At 63.8% G+C, this 18,944-nt stretch carries 17 protein-coding genes; 6 read left to right on the top strand and 11 right to left on the bottom strand.

The annotated features are described in order from the left end of the window. Nucleotides 1-66 precede the first annotated feature (66 nt). Complete coding sequence (locus ABWK72_RS05815; RefSeq protein WP_367873839.1) at nucleotides 67-1,158, bottom strand: M23 family metallopeptidase; 1,092 nt, start codon at nucleotides 1,156-1,158, stop codon at nucleotides 67-69. A gap of 4 nt (nucleotides 1,159-1,162) precedes the next feature. Then, entirely contained in the window at nucleotides 1,163-1,657 is a 495-nt protein-coding gene (locus tag ABWK72_RS05810) for a hypothetical protein (protein WP_367873838.1), read from the bottom strand. Nucleotides 1,658-1,803: 146 nt separating this feature from the next. On the opposite strand from ABWK72_RS05810, the gene ABWK72_RS05805 reads away from it, so the two are divergent. Further along, complete coding sequence (locus ABWK72_RS05805) at nucleotides 1,804-3,417, top strand: nitrilase-related carbon-nitrogen hydrolase (protein WP_367873837.1); 1,614 nt, start codon at nucleotides 1,804-1,806, stop codon at nucleotides 3,415-3,417. Nucleotides 3,418-3,486: 69 nt separating this feature from the next. On the opposite strand, the gene topB is transcribed toward ABWK72_RS05805, so the two are convergent. Then, complete coding sequence (gene topB, locus ABWK72_RS05800; RefSeq protein ID WP_367873836.1) at nucleotides 3,487-6,018, bottom strand: DNA topoisomerase III; 2,532 nt, start codon at nucleotides 6,016-6,018, stop codon at nucleotides 3,487-3,489. A gap of 201 nt (nucleotides 6,019-6,219) precedes the next feature. Beyond that, on the bottom strand, nucleotides 6,220-6,750 hold the full coding sequence (locus ABWK72_RS05795) for a hypothetical protein (RefSeq protein ID WP_367873835.1): 531 nt from the start codon (nucleotides 6,748-6,750) through the stop codon (nucleotides 6,220-6,222). A gap of 110 nt (nucleotides 6,751-6,860) precedes the next feature. Here ABWK72_RS05795 and ABWK72_RS05790 point away from each other — a divergent pair, with 110 nt between their 5' ends. Continuing rightward, the gene (locus ABWK72_RS05790; RefSeq protein ID WP_367873834.1) at nucleotides 6,861-7,151 is read left to right on the top strand and encodes a helix-turn-helix domain-containing protein; all 291 of its coding nucleotides are present in this window, start codon (nucleotides 6,861-6,863) and stop codon (nucleotides 7,149-7,151) included. 273 nt (nucleotides 7,152-7,424) lie between these two features. On the opposite strand, the gene dprA is transcribed toward ABWK72_RS05790, so the two are convergent. The 4 genes from dprA to ABWK72_RS05770 all read right to left on the bottom strand — a co-directional run bounded on the left by dprA (nucleotide 7,425) and on the right by ABWK72_RS05770 (nucleotide 12,460). Then, a complete protein-coding gene (gene dprA / locus ABWK72_RS05785; RefSeq protein WP_367873833.1) occupies nucleotides 7,425-8,516 on the bottom strand; it encodes a DNA-processing protein DprA in 1,092 nt (363 codons plus the stop codon). Nucleotides 8,517-8,649: 133 nt separating this feature from the next. Further along, nucleotides 8,650-10,032 carry a DUF2851 family protein gene (locus ABWK72_RS05780; protein WP_367873832.1) on the bottom strand — a complete coding sequence of 461 codons (1,383 nt, stop codon included), beginning with the start codon at nucleotides 10,030-10,032 and terminating at the stop codon, nucleotides 8,650-8,652. Continuing rightward, nucleotides 10,032-11,558 carry a TIGR03790 family protein gene (locus ABWK72_RS05775; protein ID WP_367873831.1) on the bottom strand — a complete coding sequence of 509 codons (1,527 nt, stop codon included), beginning with the start codon at nucleotides 11,556-11,558 and terminating at the stop codon, nucleotides 10,032-10,034. The genes ABWK72_RS05780 and ABWK72_RS05775 overlap by 1 nt, the downstream gene beginning before the upstream one ends. A gap of 92 nt (nucleotides 11,559-11,650) precedes the next feature. Further along, nucleotides 11,651-12,460: an MBL fold metallo-hydrolase gene (locus ABWK72_RS05770; protein WP_367873830.1), complete on the bottom strand. Its 810-nt coding sequence runs from the start codon at nucleotides 12,458-12,460 to the stop codon at nucleotides 11,651-11,653. 24 nt (nucleotides 12,461-12,484) lie between these two features. On the opposite strand from ABWK72_RS05770, the gene recN reads away from it, so the two are divergent. Further along, complete coding sequence (gene recN, locus ABWK72_RS05765) at nucleotides 12,485-14,290, top strand: DNA repair protein RecN (RefSeq protein ID WP_367873829.1); 1,806 nt, start codon at nucleotides 12,485-12,487, stop codon at nucleotides 14,288-14,290. A 67-nt stretch (nucleotides 14,291-14,357) separates the two neighbouring features. Here recN and ABWK72_RS05760 read toward each other — a convergent pair whose 3' ends face one another. Then, nucleotides 14,358-14,561, bottom strand: coding sequence for a hypothetical protein (locus ABWK72_RS05760; RefSeq protein WP_367873828.1), 204 nt, complete (start codon nucleotides 14,559-14,561; stop codon nucleotides 14,358-14,360). Between the two features lie 63 nt (nucleotides 14,562-14,624). On the opposite strand from ABWK72_RS05760, the gene ABWK72_RS05755 reads away from it, so the two are divergent. Together ABWK72_RS05755 and rimK are read left to right on the top strand one after the other, a co-directional pair. Next, nucleotides 14,625-15,182 (top strand): ATP-dependent zinc protease, encoded by a 558-nt coding sequence (locus tag ABWK72_RS05755; RefSeq protein ID WP_367873827.1) that lies wholly within the window; start codon nucleotides 14,625-14,627, stop codon nucleotides 15,180-15,182. Next, nucleotides 15,179-16,084 (top strand): 30S ribosomal protein S6--L-glutamate ligase, encoded by a 906-nt coding sequence (gene rimK / locus ABWK72_RS05750; RefSeq protein ID WP_367873826.1) that lies wholly within the window; start codon nucleotides 15,179-15,181, stop codon nucleotides 16,082-16,084. The genes ABWK72_RS05755 and rimK overlap by 4 nt, the downstream gene beginning before the upstream one ends. A gap of 30 nt (nucleotides 16,085-16,114) precedes the next feature. On the opposite strand, the gene ABWK72_RS05745 is transcribed toward rimK, so the two are convergent. Then, the gene (locus tag ABWK72_RS05745; RefSeq protein WP_367873825.1) at nucleotides 16,115-16,246 is read right to left on the bottom strand and encodes a hypothetical protein; all 132 of its coding nucleotides are present in this window, start codon (nucleotides 16,244-16,246) and stop codon (nucleotides 16,115-16,117) included. A 44-nt stretch (nucleotides 16,247-16,290) separates the two neighbouring features. On the opposite strand from ABWK72_RS05745, the gene ABWK72_RS05740 reads away from it, so the two are divergent. Then, nucleotides 16,291-18,300 carry a family 20 glycosylhydrolase gene (locus ABWK72_RS05740; RefSeq protein WP_367873824.1) on the top strand — a complete coding sequence of 670 codons (2,010 nt, stop codon included), beginning with the start codon at nucleotides 16,291-16,293 and terminating at the stop codon, nucleotides 18,298-18,300. 8 nt (nucleotides 18,301-18,308) lie between these two features. Here ABWK72_RS05740 and ABWK72_RS05735 read toward each other — a convergent pair whose 3' ends face one another. After that, the gene (locus tag ABWK72_RS05735) at nucleotides 18,309-18,740 is read right to left on the bottom strand and encodes a RidA family protein (protein WP_367873823.1); all 432 of its coding nucleotides are present in this window, start codon (nucleotides 18,738-18,740) and stop codon (nucleotides 18,309-18,311) included. Nucleotides 18,741-18,944 lie beyond the last annotated feature (204 nt).

Below are 18,944 nucleotides of genomic sequence, written 5' to 3'. Positions count from 1 at the left end.
GGAGGCTGAAGTTCCAAGTGAGACGTGCCAAGTTCCAAGAAAAGGCAGGAGCAGCCATCAGGGCTGCTAATCGGACTCTTCCTTGGCACTTGGTCCTTCGATCTTGGCACTTGGATCCTTGGCCACCGGCACCATCGGGAAATTGTCGGTCAGCAGGTTGACGAGTTGCTTGCCGGACTTGGTGAGCTTGGCGGTATTGCCGCTGCCCTCGATCAGGCCGCGGGTGAGCTGGCGGTGGCTGATCTTGGAGTTGCGGACGGCACTCACGAGTGGCTCCGTGACCTCAAGCTGGCTCGGGGCGATGCCGACCGCGAGCCCGGTAGCGGTGAAGGAGACCTCCCAGGAGGGCGAGGGGGCGGCCATGTCGCCGTTGACGAGCCAGCGGTGGCGTTCGGCGAAGTCCCAAGCCCCGTGGCGGGGCAGGGTGACCTTGAAGTAGGGCGGAGAGGAGCGGACGAAGTCCTGCACCCGTAGCGCGGGGTTCTTCTTGTGCTCCAGGAAGAGGTTCGCCACGTCCATCCCGGCGAGATTCATGCCGTTGAAATTGCCGTGGTAATTCGCGCCGCCGGAGAAGGCGGTGTGCCAGCCTTCGAAGTGCGCGCTCATCAGCAGGCACATCTCCAGGTGCAGGTGGGCGCGGACGTTGCTACGGTTGAAACCGTCCCCGGTGTAACCCATGCGGCCGAGCAGCGAGCCGGTGCGGACCGCGTCGCCCGGCTTCACCGAAATGTCCGCGAGGTGGGCGTAGACGCTGTAAAAGGCATCCCCCTCGAACTTGTGCTCTACCACGACGTACTTGCCGTAGTTCGAGCGGCCGACCGAGCTGCAGGCGTAGACCACGGTCCCGTCGCTCACGGCATTGACCAGGTTGAGCGGGTTGCCGGCCTTGTCGCGGGCGGTGGGGGAGATGTCGACGCCCTCGTGGAACTTCGTCAGCACCACATCCTCGCCGAAGCGGATCGGATTTCGCACGAAACCAAAGCCGCCGGCCTCCCACGGTTTCGAGGTCACACCCTCGAAGGTGCGGTCCACGTACATGTAGAATTTGTCGGGCTCGCCGGAGAGCAGATGATGGTTTTCCGTGGGGAGCTGGAGCTCCACGGCGGAAAGGGTGAACGGAGACAGGACTGCGGCGGCGAGAGCGAGCGAGCGGAGCATGTCGTTATTTTTTCTTACCTCGGGGCTTTTCTTCCCCCATCCGGGGAACCATTTCGTCGAAGGCGGCAATCTCGGCTTCGCCGATGCCCTTCCAAATCACGATCTGGCCGTCGTCGATCTGCTTGTCGATCAGCACGGCATCGACCACGCGGCCATTGACCATCGCCACCAGCCAGCGGTCGATGCTGGAGGCGGTCACGGCGGACCAGCGATTCTTCACGGCGGGCTTGAGCTGGAGAACGATCCCGTATCCGTCGCCATCCTTGGAGGGAAAGGGCGAGAAGGACGCGATGTCCTTGGTAACGATCTCCGGCAGGCGGCGGTAGGGCAACACCTTGCCATTGGTGGCCTGGGTGAAGATCATCTTCGGGTTGTCCGTCGTATCTCCTTGGAGGTGAAAGGAAATTCCGCTCGGGTCGCCCTTCTTGCCACTGGCATGGAGGGGTAGCACCGCGGAGAGGGCGAGCAGGGCGGTGGCGGCGAGGCGCGGCAGGGTCATGCGGGGCAGCTTGCCTGCCGCGTGAGGCTTTGAGAATCCAAAAATCGGGAGGGCGTGGCGGAGGAACGGATATACTTCGGGGATGTGAAGTATTTGGCTAATATTGAACGAGTTGTGTGGGTGATGAGGTCTGAAGGTTCTGACGCGTGGGAACAGGTGACCAAAACCGCTGGGAGGAATTTGACTCGGTTGATACCGGCTGGAGTGGATCCGCGCCCGGGGTGAAGGAGCGCTACACGCTTCACGCCCGCACCGGCGCCATGGCTTGCCGGGAGTCTTGGCATCGCGCCAAGACCTGCCAGAAGGAGGACGTGTCAGGACCAGCCCAAGCCCCGGAGGAAGTTATAGCGGTGGAGATCCGCCGCGGCAGTTCGTGGCGGCAATGGACCGCGGAGATCGTCCTCGCCACGGGGCTCTTCCAAGCCGGCATGGCCTTTCCGATCGCCTCGGGCTGGCTGGTCCTGCTCTCGCTGGTCTTCCTGCTGCGACTGCGGCGCGCGGCGACCGTGAGACGGGCCTTCTACGGCGGGCTGCTGGTCGGTCTCGGGATCATGGTCCCGCAACTGGTGTTCCTCGAGGGAGTATTCGGAACCCTGGCCTTCGCGCTGTGGTTCGCGCTTGCGGTTTGGATCGCCGCCTTCGTGGCCTTGGCGAAGCTGGTGGAGCGCCGCTTCGGCCGGGAATGGGGCGTGGTGGTAGCGCCGGTGCTGTGGCTGGGCCTGGAGTTCACCCGCTGCGAAGTGTGGCCGCTCAAGTTCGCGTGGCTGACGCCGGGCTTCGTCCTGCCGGCAGCGGACTACGCCGGAGCCTTCTATTGGCTCGGGGTATACGGTGTGGGGGCTCTCTTCGTGTATGCCGCGGCTTGGGTGGCGGACACCTCGCGCGGGCCGGTGAAATGGCTGCTGCCCGCAGTCTTGCCGCTGGGCTTGATGGGGCTGCCGCATGCGCGGCCCGCGGCGGAGGGCAGCCAGTCGATCGCGTTCGCCGGGGTGCAGCGTGAGGATACTTTTCCGGATCAGGTGATCGCGGATCTGGATCTGGCACTGAAGCAGGCACCGCAGGCGATGCTCTATGTCTTGAGCGAATATACCTACCAGGAAGCGTTGCCTGCGGAGCTGCTCGACTGGTGCCGGCGGAATGCCCGGCACGTGCTGGTCGGCGGGGTGGAGCGCCACAGCGGCGAGCACATGGACGACTTCTTCTACAACATGGCCTACGTGGTCGGCCCCGAGGGCAAGGTGATCCACCGGCAGGCGAAGTCGGTGCCGATCCAGTTCATGGACGATGGCCGGCCCGCGCGCCACCAGCGGGTTTGGGACGGCCCGCTCGGGCGCATCGGCATCGCGATCTGCTACGACATGAACTACACCCGGGTGATGGACGGCCTGATCGCCAAGGAGGCCGCCCTGCTGGTGATCCCGGCGATGGATGTGATATCATGGGGCGTGCCCGCCCACCGACTGAGCGCGCAGTTGGCTGCGGTGCGCGCGGCGGAATACGGCGTGCCCTTGTTCCGCGTGGCTAGCTCGGGCTACTCCCGCATCGCCCTGCCGAATGGCAAGCTGGCCGGGGAGACCGGCGTGCCCGGCCAGGGCGAAGTGATCCAAGGAGAGGTGCTCTTGCCATCAAGGGGTCGGCGACCCTTGGACAGGTGGGTGGCTTGGCCCTGCGTGGTGATTACCGCGGGGGTCATGCTGTTCCTGCTGGCGGAAAAGATCCGCCGGACCCGGATGGAAAAACGGGCAACAGAAACGGCCTAGCATACCACCTGTAGTATGCCGAAGCGAAGATCATTTCCGAGTCTTGGAAATGATGGATTAAGCCGCCGCTTAGCTTTCCTTCGCCGCCTTCTTCGCCGCACGTGGCGGGCGCTCGGGGAACTCGAACTCAATCTTGCCCTTGTCCAGGTCGAGCTTGAGATGGGCGTCGAAGGCGCGTTTGGTGCGGTTCGAGACGAAGCCCTTGAGGAGATCGGTCTTGCCCTCGGACAGCAACTTGAAGGCCTGATCCTGCGGGATCTCCCTTTTGAGGATCTCGCGGCCGAGGCGCAGGCCTTCGGGGTCACTCTTGGTCTTCAGTTCCGGAACCATGTAGGCCTTCTCCGTGCCATAGACCTTCACGGTCCTGCCATCGGGGAGGGTGACGGTGCCCAGCACCATCTCTTCGGTGAGTTCGACAATCCGGTCATCCTTGCCCTCGAAGACGAAGTTGATCTTGAACTTGTCGTCGAGTTCCAGCGCGGCATCGAAGAGCTTGTTGAACTTCGAGCGAAAACCGATCAGGGGACCGACGTAGCGCTTGCTGAAGAGTTCGCGCGCTTCCTCTTCCGAGAGCACGCGGCCGGCGATGTACTTCTTCGCCTTGAAGCCGCAATCCGGGGTGCGGCATTCGTAGTTCTCGTCGGTCTGCTTGAGACCCTCGGCACCGCACTTCGGACAGGTGGCCTTGAGGTCGGGGAAGGCGCGGTTCTTGATTTCGGTGGCGAGCGACTTGGCGCGCTGCACGATATCGCGGGTATACTCCTCGATCTCGTTCATGAAGACCCCGCGCTGGAGCTGGCCGTGCTCCATCTGGCGGAGCTTGAATTCCCATTCGCCGGTCAAGCCGGGCGAGGTCAGGCCGACGATCTGCATCTCCTTGAGGATATGGATCAGGCGCATGCCATTCGGCGTGACGTGCAGGTCGCGGCCATCGCGGACGATGTACTTCTGCGCGATCAGGCCTTCGATGGTGGCAGCACGGGTGGCCGGTGTGCCGAGGCCGCGCTCGGCCATGGCTTCGCGCAGCGCCTCGTCGTCGATGAGCTTGCCCGCACCTTCCATCGCGGAAAGCAGGGTGGATTCGGTGAAGCGCGCGGGCGGCTTGGTCTGCTCGTGGCGGACTTCGATCTCCTTCACGTCGGCCTTTTCTCCGACGGCGACGGCGGTGAGTTCGTCCTTGCCCGAGGCCACGCCGGGGCGGCGGCCGTAGACTTCCTGGAAGCCGGCTTTCACCATTACCCGGCCGTCGGTCTTGAAGGTGTCCGTGACATCGCCGGTGACGATGCGGGTCAAGCGGGTCGTCTGCTCGTACTCCGCGTTCGGGAAGAACACGGCGATGAAGCGCTTCACGATCATGTCGTAGAGCTTGCCTTCCGTGTCGCTGAGCTTGGAGAACTTGCCGGTGGGGATGATCGCGAAGTGATCGGAAACTTTCTTCGAGTCGAAGATCCGCTTCGATTGGTGGAAGCGCGGGCCGTTCTCGTTTTTCCCTTCCAGCACCATGCGGGCGTATTTCGCCACCTCGAGTTCGGAGGAAGCGAGGTCGCGCAAGGTCTCGCGGACGGTGTCCCCATAGTCCTCCGGCAGGTAGCGGGAGTCGGTCCGGGGATAGGTGATCATCTTGTGCTTCTCATAGAGCGCCTGGGCGATCTGGAGAGTGCCCTTCGCGGTGAAGGGCGCGTCCCGCTGGAGCGAGGTCAGGTCGTAGAGCTGGGGAACGGCCTGCGTCTGGGCCTTGGTCTCTTGGGAGATCGTGCCGGTCTTGCCCTCGCAGCGGGCTTTGATCGCTTCCGCCTTCTCTTGTTCCCAGATCCGCTCCTGGCGACCGTGGGGGATCGCCTCGTTCTTCTTCCAAGCCTCGTCGATCCAGCGGCCGGGGTAATCACCCGCGGCGACGCCGAAGTTCGCGTGGACTTCAAAGTAGGGACTGGATTGGAAAGCTTGGATCTCCGCCTCGCGGGTCGCGAGAATTGCCAGCGTCGGGGTCTGCACCCGGCCGGCCGCGGTGATATTGAAGCCGCCGTGGCGGGAGCGGAAGCAGGTCAGGGCGCGGGTGGCATTCAGGCCGACCAGCCAGTCGGACTCCGAGCGGCACTTCGCGGCATCGGCCAGCGGTCGCATCTCCTCGTCGGAGCGGAGCTTTTCCCAAGCGTCGATGATTGCCTGGTTGGTCATCGACTGCATCCACAGCCGCTTCACCGGCTTGCTGATTTCGCCGATGTCCATGATGTAGCGGAAGATCAATTCGCCCTCGCGGCCGGCGTCACAGGCATTGACGATGTTGTCGACGTCCTTGCGCTTGGCCAGCTTGAGGACTTGCTTCAGGCGGGCCTCGGAATCCGGGATGGGATCGAGTTCGAAGCGTTCCGGGATCGCGGGCAGCACGTCGAATTTCCACGGCAATTTCTTCCCGTTCGGACCGGTGGGCATGCGCAGCTCGACCAGGTGGCCGACGGCGGAAGTAATGATTGCCTGGTCGTTCTCAAACCATGAATCACGACCGGCTCCCTCCTTCTCGAATTTTCCCAAAGCCTTGGCCAATGCCCGACTGAGGTCGGTCATGACGCTGGGTTTCTCGGCAATGATCAGGGTTTTTCCCATGGAATAGGCGGCTGTCTCCGGGGCGAGGGACTAGACGGGGGGACGGCGCTTGGCAAGGGGATTCCGGTAAACAGGGGGCGATCCCCGTAGGGGATGTTATTTGGGAAGCTGGATGAATATTGAATTCAGACTGCCGGTTTTCAAAGGATGGGGCGGGCGCGATGCCACCGTGCGAAGGGGTGCCGGGGCTGTTTGTCGCACTCATTCCCGGTGAAATGATTCTTCCTCCGGATCGGGCGGGGGAGGGACGATGCCATAGTCCCCGCGCCAGGTTGCCTTCCACTCCTTGAGGGGAAGATTGTAGCGGAAGGTGAGGAAATTGGCGCAGGCGCATGCGAATAACCCGAGCACCCCGTAAATCCATGGGCTTATAGGAGCGGGGACCGGAGATCCGAGGATACATGCGGCCAGCAGGCAGAAACCGGTAATGCCGGCCGATTGGACCGCGATCTCGATCAGGATGTAGCGCAGCACCGAACGCGCATCGACGGCGTAGCGATGTTTCGCCGTGATGAAGTCCGACCCTACCACGCCGAGGTAGCCCAAAGTGCTGGCGGCGAGCGCCGCGGCGAATACCCAAGAAGTGGGGTATCCCCGGGATCCTTCCACTCCGAACAGCCATGCCGTCCCGAGGATGCAGGAGGCGATGATCGCGCATACCCTCACGAGCGCCGAGGGAAACGCCACGCACCCGGTGATCAGGTAGCGGACGTAGAAGGGGATCGGGCTCATGGGAGTGGCGTGGTGTGTTGCAGAATAAGGATGCGAAAGCTACTCCATTGACGTACCGTCCGGATCGGCTCAATCCAAAGTTCTCAAGCAGCTCATCGATTTCTACACCCATGAATGACCAGGATTTCCAGAAGCTCGTGCTTAGCGTGAAGCAGATGGGTGCGATCATGCGCGGGGAGAACCTGCCGCATCGCCGCACCGTGGTTTCGAAGATCGATGTGAAGGGTTTGAGGGAACGCCTCAAGCTGACCCAAGCGGATTTTTCCCAGATGATTGGAGTGAGCATCCGAACCCTTCAGAATTGGGAGCAGGGCAGACGAGAACCCGAGGGGCCTGCCAAGGCGCTCTTGCGGGTGGTCGAGCGGGAGCCCGAGGCGGTTCTTAACGCGCTCCATTCTTAGAATTGGAAATGGCGGAGGGGGCGAGGGGCTCTGACCGGCAGCTGCGGATCTTCCTGAAAGTGACGGAACGGTTGACGGGATTGCAAGGGGGGAACGAAGGGATGGATTCGTGACGGCGTTCTCCGACACGCAGCGCAGGAAAGCGGCGATGCCCGCCGCACTCCAAAGCGGCTGCGCCGCAAAGGGGGGACATCGATCCGCATTGGGAGCTTCCTCGAAGAGCTTCAGCAAACCTGACGGAGAGCCAAAAAGATGCCACCTTCCTTTACTGCTTCAGCGCTTCACATACCTGAAACCCGGCAGGGCCCGGACCAGCTTGCGCATTTCCAGCTTCATGAGGCTGGTGGCTACCACGGGTGCGGCGAGGCCGGTGCTTTCGACCAGGCGGTCCACGCCGGATTCGCCCTCGCCGAGGGCGGAGAAGACCTTCGCTTCCTCCGCGGGGAGCTCGGGGAGGGTGGCGGCTTGCGCGGCGGGCATGGCCGCGGGGCGCGCGAAGGGCAATTCGCCGAGGTCCTCGAGGATGTCCTCGCCACTGGTGGCGAGGGTCGCGCCTTCGCGGATCAACTGGTTGCAACCGGCCGAGCTTTCGGCGTCGATCGGCCCCGGCACGGCATAGACCGGGCGGCCGTAGTCGCCGGCCAGATTGGCCGTGATCAGCGAGCCCGACTTGCGTGCGCACTCGGTGACCACGATCGCGCGCGACCAGGCGGCGACGATGCGGTTGCGCTGCGGGAAGGTCTGCTTGTCGGGCATGGTGTGGAGCGGGAATTCCGAGACCACCGCGCCGCGCCCTTCGGCGATCTTCTCCGCCAGCGCCAGGTTTTCCGCGGGGAAGAGCTGCGCGAGGCCTGAACCCAGCACCGCGATGGTGCGTCCGCCTGCGGCCAGCGCGGCTTCGTGAGCGACAGTATCCACGCCGCGCGCCAAGCCCGAGACGATGGTGAAACCGGCGTGGGCGAGCTGGAAGGAAACCAGCTTGGTGGCATGCCGGCCGTAGATCGTGCAGCGCCGCGTGCCGACGATTCCGATGGCATGCCGGTCCCGCGCTTCGACCTTGCCCCAGACGTAGAGCAAGAGGGGAGCGTCATAGGCCTCCCGAAGGGCAGGCGGGAAATGGTCGTCCTCCGGCGTGAGGATCGAGATCCCGCGCTCGGTCGCCTCGCGAAGTTCCGTAACCGGGTCGGCGAAGTCCTGCCACTTCGTCAGAATCGTCGCGGTCTCCTCGCCGATGCCATCGACGCGGATCAATTCATCCTTCCGCGCCTTCAAGATCGACTCCGCATCACCGAATCGCTCCAGCAGGCGGCGCACGCGTATGGGGCCGATTTTCGGAAGGGCGTTGAGGGCGAGGATAGAAAGCACAAAAAGGAAATTACTAATTACTAAGCACTAATTATTAAACAACAGCCGGTTGGAGAAAGGGTGTCGTCCCGCCTCTTCGTCCGCGGGCAAGCAAATATCATTCTTCATCACACTTCGGTTTAAAAATTAGTGCTTAGTCATTAGTAATTTTCTTCCTGTTCCATTGCCTCAACTGCTCCGGGAAGGGGCAGTCCGCACAATCGCTTGAGTCTTCCAGGCAGAAGTCCCGGTAGATCTGTAGCAGCGCCTGATGGTGTGCCGCTTTCTTCAGCCACGGTGCTGCGGCGTCCTCGCTGCCGAAGAGGCGGATCGCGCAGCGCTTGACCTTCTCATTGCGGGCTCCGGCGGAGAGCTTGAGATAGTTGGTGAAGGGTTCGCCGTCATGGAGGGCAAGCGGGAAGAGATGGTTGGCGAGCAGTTCTATGGCCTTGGCTTCGCCGAAGAGCGCGACGGCTTGTGACGATGGCGCGGAGGACAGGGTGTGGCGGTGTGTCCAGAAGGGGTCGGCGAGCTTCGCGAGATAAGTGAACAGGCCTTTTATGTCCAAGGGCCGGGAGGTGGCGAGCTTGCGGAATTTCGGCCAATCCCGCGCCAGGGCGGCGAGCGCCGCGACCCGCCGATGCGGATGATTCGCGGGCCTTTGGCCGGCGGCCTTCCACGGAATCGCGTGGGTGGATTCCCAACGGCCGCGCGCCTTCCACCAGGTGTCCCAGAGCAGGCGCAAATGCTCGCGGGTATCGGGTGGTGCCTTCTCGTGGAGATCGGGCGAGAGGAAACCGGCGACGCCGAAGAGCAGCGCCTCCGCTTTCTCCGGTGATTCGCGCAGCGCGGACAGCGGCAGGCGCTGTGCGAGCAGGCGCATGCCCAGCGCATTGGCCCGGTAGCCGAGCGTCTCCGCTACCGCCTGATAGAGTGCGGCGTCCGGCCCGTGCACATCCGCCGTGCGCAGGAAGCGCGCCGCCTTCAGGCCCGCCCGGTAGGTGGCCGCCTCCACGATCAGCGCGGAGACCGCCACCGGCGGCAGTCCGGCAAGCGGATGCACGCAGCGGCCGGGGCGGGCGATCGCGGTCTCACGCCGCGGGCGCATCAGCGCTTCTTCTAACAGGTCAGCGGGAATCACCACGCGCGGCACCTCGCGATGCTCGCGGGTGCGGGTAAAGCTTTCCGGTCCTCCCGCGTGGAAAACAACATGCAGGACGGTGCCCTCGAAGGCCGGATCGGCCCCGTGACCGTGAACTTCCCAATCGCTGGCGCGGGAATCGAGCTCGATCGCGCCCTCGCGGACCTCGCCGCGGGTCTCGATCGCGGTTTGCAGGAAATCCGGCCCGGCCGTGCGGTTCCATTCACCGAATTGTACGATGCGCACCGTATTTCCCGCGGTGTCGCGGAAGTCGCGGCCGAAGGCACCGGCGAACCACAGCGCCTGCAGCTCCAACTCGGATGGCAAGGGGGAGTGCACCGGCTCGGCCAGCGAGTGCGATTCCCAGACGCGGTTCAGCAGGCCGCGGTAGTCCATCAGCGGGGCGGAGTCGCCGGCGGTGCCGGAGGATCGAGGATATTCAGCCAGGACTGGGCGGCGGCACCCTCCGGGAGAGTGGAATAGATCATGCGCGCTCCCCGCAGCGTCTTGATTGCGGCGGCGTTTCTTCCTGCGGCGCGGTCTACGGCCGCCACCTGCAAGTCCATGCGCAGGCGGTCGGTCTTTTCCGTGTAGTAGATCTTGGCCTTTTGGAAATCGGAGGCGGCCTCGTCGCCCTTCTGCTGTTCCACCTCTTTCATGGCCAGGCTTTCAATCATCACGCCGCTCTTCATCCGGTCGGCAGCGTCTCGCAGCATCGCATCAAGCTCTTTCGGGTCATCCTTCCAGCGCAGCGTGGCCACGCGGATGGCCCGGTAGTCCCGATCGCCCTCCGACCTCTCGCCACTGCCGTCGAGGTGCAGGAAGGGCCGGTAAAGCGGATCGCCGAGCACTACATTCTGCCAGGAAAGCACCGGCACCGACATGTAGGCTGCCTCCACGAGGGTATAGCCCGCCAGCAGCTGCGTTTGGAAGATATCGAAATGATGGGTCATCTCGAGATAGGGTTCATAGACATTGCCGAGCGTGGCGGCGGCCCCGCGTGCCAGCAGCGGCGCGGACCAATTCTTCCCGGGATCGCGCAATTGCGAGGCGCTGAAGGAGTGCAAGTGGACCGCCACCGCGCCCTTTTTGAACCGGAACGGCCCGTTAAGGAAGGGCCCGCTCACGTGCCAGTCATACCAGCCGTAGTAGAGAGCGACATCGCGCAAGGGATAGTTGATCGGCAGGGTGTCCGGGAAGCGGTCCACCAGGGTCGGGATGCCGGTCTCGCCGTGCAGCTTCACGATATTTTCCAGCGAGGGATCACCGGCGGCGGAATCGGGAAACTTCTTCGCGATATCGATCACGGCCATGCCCCAGAGCCCGGTCTTCTCCGCCTCCGCCGCGTCGCGGATCATCCGCTCGCAAACCGCGCGCGAAGGACCGTCGATGCGACCGACCAAGGTCATCGGTAGTCCGCTTTCGGAGAAGCTCTTCTCCATCTTGAAATACGGATTTTTCAGCGGACCGGCGATCGGCAGGCCTTCCAAGCCGAGCAGGGCCAATTCGGAGTCGACCGCGGCTTCCGAGGTATTGATGACCGGTTGGCCGCCGGGCTTTGCCTTCGGTTCGCTAGCGGTGGCGGCGATCCGGCTCGGCACTCCGAACATGCAGGTGAGGATGCGGATGCGGGTGGTCGTCGGTATCAGGTTCCCGGCGGGATCCTTTTCGCGTTTCCACCAGCCGCGCTTGTCGTATTCCGCCTTGAGAGGCTCCAGCAGGGCCTTGTTGAATTCCTCCCGGGTGATTTCTTCCTTATCCGGCAGCGGCAGGCCGATCAGATTGGTCGCCGGAATCTGCCGGGCTTTGGCGTAGGCGTTGGCCAGCGCCGTCGAGTCGGTCGACGATGAATTGTAGAGTACCCCCACCGACTGCGACACCGGCAACTCCGGGGCGGCTTGGGCCGTCGCTAGGACAATCATGAAACTCAGACAGCGGAACACGCTGCCAGCATGCCTGACGGAGCCCGGCGCGCAAGCCGCGGCTCGCCCAAAAAGCCGTCTTTCGGAGGAGTTCAGGCGCGGATCCTCAGGCCGTCCCAAGCGACCTGCACCCCCGGTGGCAGCCCCGCGTCCAGTTCGCCGTGCAGGTTCTCGTGGCTCAGGTGGGTCAACCAAGCCCGCGGCACCTTGCATTCCGCGATCACCGCCAGTGCCTCGTCCGTCGAGAGGTGGGTGGGGTGCGGCTGCTCGCGGAGGGCATCGATGATGAGAATTTCGGCTCCCGCCAGCAATTCCATGGTCCCCGGCGGGACCTCTTTTACATCAGGGATATAGGCCACTTTCGGCCCGCCCGGCGGCTCGAAAAGGAATCCCAGGGTGTCGGCTTTCGCGTGAATCACCGGCAGCGGCGTGATCTTCAGGTCGCCGATGGAAAAAGGCCCGGCGATCAACTGTGGATCGGGCTTGATGTAGCCGCGGTAGATATTCTCCGTGGAGAAGGCCCAGCCGAACATCCGCTGGAGCACCTCCATGGTCTCCGGCGTCGCATGCAGCGGCAGCGGTGCCTCGCGGTGCCAGCAGAAGGCCCGCAATTCGTCGAAACCGACCACGTGATCGACATGGGCGTGGGTGTAGACCACTGCATCCACCCGGGTGAGACCCTCGCGCAAGGCCTGCGCCCGCAGGTCCGGCCCGGAATCCACCAGCACCGAGAGGTCCCCGGAACGAAGGTGAATCGAGGACCGGGTGCGCTTGTCCCGCGAGTCCTGCGAGTGACAAACCCGGCACGGACAACCGATCACCGGCACGCCCACCGAGGTCCCCGAGCCGAGAAATGTCAGTTCAAAATCCGCCGCCATTGCTTCGCCGGGCGACGCTTGCATAATGAGCCCGCCCCGGCAAAGCCAATGCTTACCCTGCTCAAGATCCGCAATCTCGCCCTCGTCGATGAACTCGTTTGGGAACTCGGCCCCGGCCTTGTCGGGGTCACCGGGGAAACCGGTGCCGGCAAGTCGGTCATCGTCGGTGCCCTGAAGCTGGTGCTGGGCGAGCGGGCGGACAAGTCCTTGATCCGCACCGGCGAGGACGCCTGCACGGTGGAGGCGGTTTTCGAACTCCGCGATGCTGCGGAAGTGGATGCGGTGCTGGCGGAGGGTGGTCTGAATGCCTGCGAGGACGGCTCGCTGATCGTCCGCCGCGTGATCGGGCAGAGCGCGACCCGGCAATTCGTGAACGATTCGCCGGTGACCCTGGCCCTGCTCAAGCGGCTGGGTGAGCATTTGGTCGACCTTCACGGCCCGCACGATCACCAGTCCCTGCTCTCCACCGAGCGGCAGCTGGCGATGCTGGATGCCTACGCGGGCAGCGACAACGTGCTGGAGGCTTATCGCACGACGTGGCGCTCGTGGCGGAACAAGGAGGCCGAACTGGAAGACCTGCGTCAGGCCGAGACGGCGGGCACGCAGGAGCTGGACCTCCTGCGCCATCAGGTCACCGAGATCGATGCCGCCCAATTGAAGCCGGAGGAGGAAGACGAAATCGCCGATCGCTATCGCCGGGCCAGCAATTCCTCGCGCCTTGTGGAGCTTTCCGCAGCCGCAGCGTTCGCACTCGGTGGGGACGAAGCCGGGGTGCTGACGCGCCTGTTAGAGGTGCAGCGTCTCGTCAGGGAACTGGAGAAGCTCGATCCCAGCGTCCGCGAGCGCACCCAGGGTCTCGAAGGCGCGGTGATGGAACTCCAGGAGCTGGAACGCTCCTTGGAAGACTATTCCGAGGAACTGGACATCGATCCCGCGGAGGCGGCCCGCCTGGAGGACCGTGTGAACCTCTTCGAAACGCTGAAGCGGAAATACGGCGGCGATCTGATTTCCGTCCTGGCACAACGGGACCGCGCCGCGGCGCGGCTCGATTCCGTCGAGAACCGCGGCGAGCGGCTCGAACAGCTCACGGCGGAGGCCGTGCAACTTCGCGAAGCGACCGACAAGGCCGGCTTGGCCCTCTCCGCCAAGCGCAAGAAGGCCGCACCGAAGCTCGCCAAGGAAATCGCCGCGCAGCTCAAGGACCTCGGCTTCCGCCAATCTTCCTTCGAACTCCTGGTCACCTCTAACAAGGAGCCCGCCGCATCCGGCCTGGAAGGGATCGACTTCCTCTTCGGCCCGAACCCAGGCGAGCCGCTCCAGCCCCTGCGCCAGATCGCCTCCAGCGGCGAGATCAGCCGCGTGATGCTGGCGGTGAAGAGCGCGCTGGCCGATCAGGATGCCACGCCGCTGATGGTCTTCGACGAGATCGACGCCAATGTCGGCGGCGAGATCGCCCGAGCCGTCGGCAAGAAAATGGCCACCCTTGGCACCCGCCATCAGGTCGTCGCCATCACCCACTTCCCGCAGGTCGCTGCACTGGCGGCGCGCCACTACGTCGTCGAGAAGGAAGTCGCCGGTGGCCGCACCCGCTCGAAGATGTTCCCGGTCACGGGTGAGGGCCGCATTTCGGAACTCGTCCGCATGCTCGGCGGGGAGGGGATTCCGCCCGTGCGATGGCGGCGAGTTTGCTGGACGAAGGAGCGTAGAGGCTGTCTGAGAAGGGGCGGAGGCAGGGACCTTTCTCCGAAAGGTCCGGCTGGGGACGGCTTGAAGTCTCGAAATAAGGTCGGTGGGTCACCACTGCACGAGCGTTTCTTGGAGCTATCCTTGACCTCCCCGCCCACGGTGGAATGATCTGACCATGATCGTGACCTTGGATTCCAAGCGGCGGCTATCCATCCCGGAGTCGATGGAATCCGCGTCACCGGGTGATCGGTTTGATCTCAGTTTCGATGAGGACGGAGACTCTCTGATCTTCCGCCGCATGCCCGCAAACACCGATTGGCTTGCGGTACTCGAGGCGTGCCCTTTCCCGATGGAAGACGTTCCAACCCGTCGCCGGCAATTTCCACGCCGCGACCTCTGAGCTGTCGATGCCGCAGCGAAAGTTTTCGACGAGCGGCATTTCTCTTCTTCCCACACTTCATTCGGCATTCGGAACTTCGACATTCGTCATTGCCGCCTCCTAGTGAAACCCAAGCCCCGTAGCTACAAGGCCACCCCGCAACTGGTGGATGCGCCCTCCGGCCAGGTGGCCCGGGAGCTCGGGCTGCCGTGGAAGCAGGTCGGGATGCCGCGCTTGCTGCTTGGCCGCCGCGAGTGGGTGGCCCTGCCGGAATTCGGCGTCGGGCCGCTGAATGCGAAGACCGATAGCGGCGCGCGCACTTCCAGCCTGCACGCGGAGGAAATCCAGCTCACGCCGGACGGCTCCCGGGTCTATTTCGTCACCCGCGACCACTACGGGCGGCGCGTCACTTGCGAGGCTCCTCTAACGAAATCCACCCGCGTCAAAAGCTCCACCGGCGTCTCCCGCCGCCGTCACGTGATCGAAACCGAGGCCATGCTTGCAGGCGGATTCACCTGGCGGATCCGCGTGACCTTGGCCAATCGCTCCGACATGCGCAGCCCGATGCTTTTGGGCCGCCAGGCGCTCGCTGGATATTTTCTCATTGACCCGCAGGGCAATCATCTTGAGGGAGCGCTGCGCGATCTCGAAGCGCACTTCCCCGGCTGCCACCGCCCATGAAAATTCTCGTTCTTTCGCGCAATGCGAATCTCTACAGCACCGCCGCCCTCGTCAAAGCCGCGGAGGTGCGCGGGCACGAGGTCCGGGTGATCGATTACCTGCGCTGCTACATGAACATCACGGCGCACAATCCGAAGATGTTCATCGAGGGCGAGGAACTGACCGCGGATGCCGTGATTCCCCGGATCGGTGCCAGTCACACCTTCTACGGCAATGCCGTAGTGCGGCAATTCGAGATGATGGGCGTCTTCACCGTGAACGATTCGGTGGCGATCGCCCGCTCCCGTGACAAGCTGCGCAGCATGCAGCTCCTGGCGCGCAAGGGCGTGGGCCTGCCGATCACCGGCTTCGCCCACTCGACCGATGCCACCAGCGAGTTGATCAAGATGTGCGGCGGCACGCCACTCGTCATCAAGCTGCTGGAGGGCACCCAGGGCGTGGGCGTGGTCCTCGCGGAAACCACCAAGGCCGCCGAGTCGGTGATTGAAGCGTTCAAGGGCCTGCGCGCCGACATCCTGGTGCAGGAGTTCATCAAGGAAGCCAAAGGCGCCGATATCCGCTGCCTCGTGGTCGGTGGCAGGGTGGTGGCCGCGATGAAGCGGCAAGCGGCGGAGGGCGAATTCCGCTCGAACCTCCACCGCGGCGGCACCGCGGAGAAGGTCAAGATTACCCCGGAGGAGCGCTCGGTCGCCATTCGCGCGGCCAAGATCATGGGCTTGAATTTCGCCGGCGTGGACTTGCTGCGCTCGAATCACGGCCCGGTGGTCATGGAGGTGAATTCCTCCCCTGGCCTCGAAGGCATCGAGAAGTCTTCCGGCAAGCCGGTGGCAGACATGGTGATCGATTTCATCGAGAAGTCCGCCGTGAAACCGCCCAAGCCGCCGAAGCCGACGGACAAGTGAGCCGGCAGCTCCCTTCAAGTAATTGATCCGTTACATCACGACCTTCGCCTTGTAGTCGTCCTCGATCATCGCGAGGAACTCGTCGTCAGCCCGGCGGTGGACCGTGAGGCACTCGCTGATGTCCCGGGATGGCACTCCCCAAATCGCAGATCCACTTCGCATTTTCCCGATTGTTGCGGCGGGTGGGATTCGTTGAACTTCGAACCATGCGTAAAGCCCTGCTCGCCACCGCCTTGCTCTCTTCCCTCGCCGCTGCGGAGCCGACGATCATCCCGCTGCCGAAGGAGATGAAGGTGGCAGAGGGGACTTTCCAAGTAGTCCCTGAGACCGGCATCCGCCACGATGCGGCGCTCGACGGCATTGCCAAGCTCTTCGCCGCGGAGATCAAGGAGCGCACCGGCTCCGACACCAAGACGGTCCGGGAGGAACTCCGCATCATGCTGCCTTCCGAGATCCGGCTCGATCTCGACAGCTCGCTTCCCCTCAAGCCTGGCGGCTACAAGCTGGAAGTCACCCCGAAGGGCGTGCTGGTCACGGGCAAGGACATCGCCGGTGCTTGGTACGGCACCCGTAGTATTCTCCAGATGCTCCCGCCGAAGGGCGCGGAGTCATGGAGGGCACCTGCCGGCGCACCCATGCCGCTGGTCTCGATCAACGATGAGCCACGCTTCGGCTGGCGCGGCATGCACCTGGACGTCGGCCGCCACTTCTTCCCGGTGGAAGACATCAAGACCTTCATCGACTCGCTGGCCTTCCACAAGCTCAACACCTTCCACTGGCACCTCACGGAGGACCAGGGCTGGCGCATCGAGATCAAGAAATACCCCAAGCTCACCGAGGTCGGCGGCTTCCGCGATTCCTCGCCGCCCTACGGCAACCGCAATTCCGACGATGGCAAGAGCTACGGCGGCTTCTACACCCAGGAGCAAATCAAGGACATCGTCGCCTACGCCGCCGCCCGCCAGATCACCATCGTCCCGGAGATCGACATGCCGGGGCACATGGCCGCCGCCATCGCCGCCTACCCGGAACTCGGCAATAGCGACATCCCCGGCTACGCGCCGAAGGTCCAGACCCGCTGGGGTGTCCACTACTACACGCTCGCCCCGACCGAGGAGACCTTCCGCTTCGTCGATGACGTGCTCACCGAACTCTGCGCGCTCTTCCCCTCGCAATACATCCACATCGGCGGCGACGAGGCCCCGAAGGACCAGTGGGAAAAATCCCCGCGCGTCCGCGAGCTGATGAAGAAGGAGAAGATGAAGGACGGCCACGACGTCCAGAGCTATTTCATCAAGCGGGTCGAGAAGATGCTCGATAAGAAGGGACGCAAGCTGGTCGGCTGGGACGAGATCCGCGAGGGCGGCCTCTCGCCGAAGGCCACGGTCATGTCATGGCGCGGCGAGCAGGGCGGCATCGCCTCCGCCAAGGAAGGGCACGACGTCGTGATGGCGTCTAACAGCCACCTCTACTTCGACCACTACCAGCGTCCCGCCGCGGAGGAACTGGCCAAGGGCCTCGCTTTCGAGGCGATCGGCGGCTTCCGTCCGGTCTCCAGTGTCTATTCCTATGACCCCGTGCCGAAGGCCCTGAGCCCGGCCGAGGCCAAGCACATCCTCGGCGTGCAGGGCCAGCTCTGGACGGAATACATGAAGGACTTCTACAAGGTCGAGTACATGGCCTTCCCGCGCATCGCCGCCCTCGCCGAGATCGCCTGGACTCCGGTCGAGCGCAAGGACTACAACGGCTTCCGCACCCGCCTCGATGGCATCATGAAGCACTACGATGCCGCCGGCATCCGACACGGCATGCCGCTCGATCCCCCGAAGCGGGAGACCAAAGATGGCAGCACGGTCCAGACCTCGCTCGGCATCTATCAGGAGCACTGGCCGGAATTCGCGTACGACGGCAAGCCGGAGACCTTCTTCTGGGCCGACCGGGCCCTGAAAGCCGGCGATCATCTCACCCTCACCTTCCGCGTCGCCGTTTCCGGCAAGGCCAAGGTCGTCACCGGCGGAGCTGCCAGTCGAAACGGCGATAAGCTCGCCAGCGGCGTTCTCGAAGCCTCCGCCGACGGCTCGAAATGGAGTGAGATCGCCGGGTTCAACGACGGCACCGCTGAGGGCAGCGTCCCGGCCGGAACCACCAGCCTGCGCATCCGCGTGACCAAGCCGCAGGAGAACTGGCTGATCGTTCACGAGATCGTGGTGGAGTAGACGTGGGCTTAGTAGCTAACTCCGGTGTCGCCGGATGATCCGGCTTCCAGCGCCGGAATGCGGGCGATGACCTTGATTTCGACTTGGAAGCCCGCCAGCCAGTTGACCCCGACCGCCGTGACATTGGGCAGCGGCTCAAGGGGAAAGGCCCTCTTCATCGCCTCCAGCACCAGGCCGACACTCGCCTCGGGATCCACCAGGAAGAAAGTGAGATCGACCACATTGTCGAAGGTGCCGCCGGCACCCGCGAGGACCCCCTGCAGATTGTCGAAGGCGAGCTGGACCTGGGCCGCGAGTTCCGGCTCCGGCGTGCCGTCCTCCCGGGCACCTACCATTCCCGAAACAAACAGGAGGTCGCCGGATGCAATGGCGGGGGAGTAGCCGTGCTCTTGGTAGAGGGCGTGCGGTTTTGCCGGAAAGATCGCTTTGCGTGTGCTCATGGTCGGGTCTTCCGGTCGTATCGGGCTGGCCGAAGTCAAGGACAGGAAGCCGGCGGGACGGACATGGGGCGGGGAGTAAATTCCGTCTGACGCGCCAGCGCCCGGGACCGCGGAGGTTCTGCCCCGCAGAGGTAGCCGGAGCCGCGCGATCCATCGCGCGGTGGTAATGGAGAGCGCGGTTGCTTGGCTGCCTGCCTTTCCGTG

The organism is Luteolibacter sp. Populi (assembly GCF_040801775.1).
In the GTDB taxonomy this organism is placed as follows: domain Bacteria; phylum Verrucomicrobiota; class Verrucomicrobiia; order Verrucomicrobiales; family Akkermansiaceae; genus Haloferula.
The sequence above is the reverse complement of the archived record's forward strand: the minus strand, read 5'-3'. Positions and strand labels throughout refer to the sequence as shown.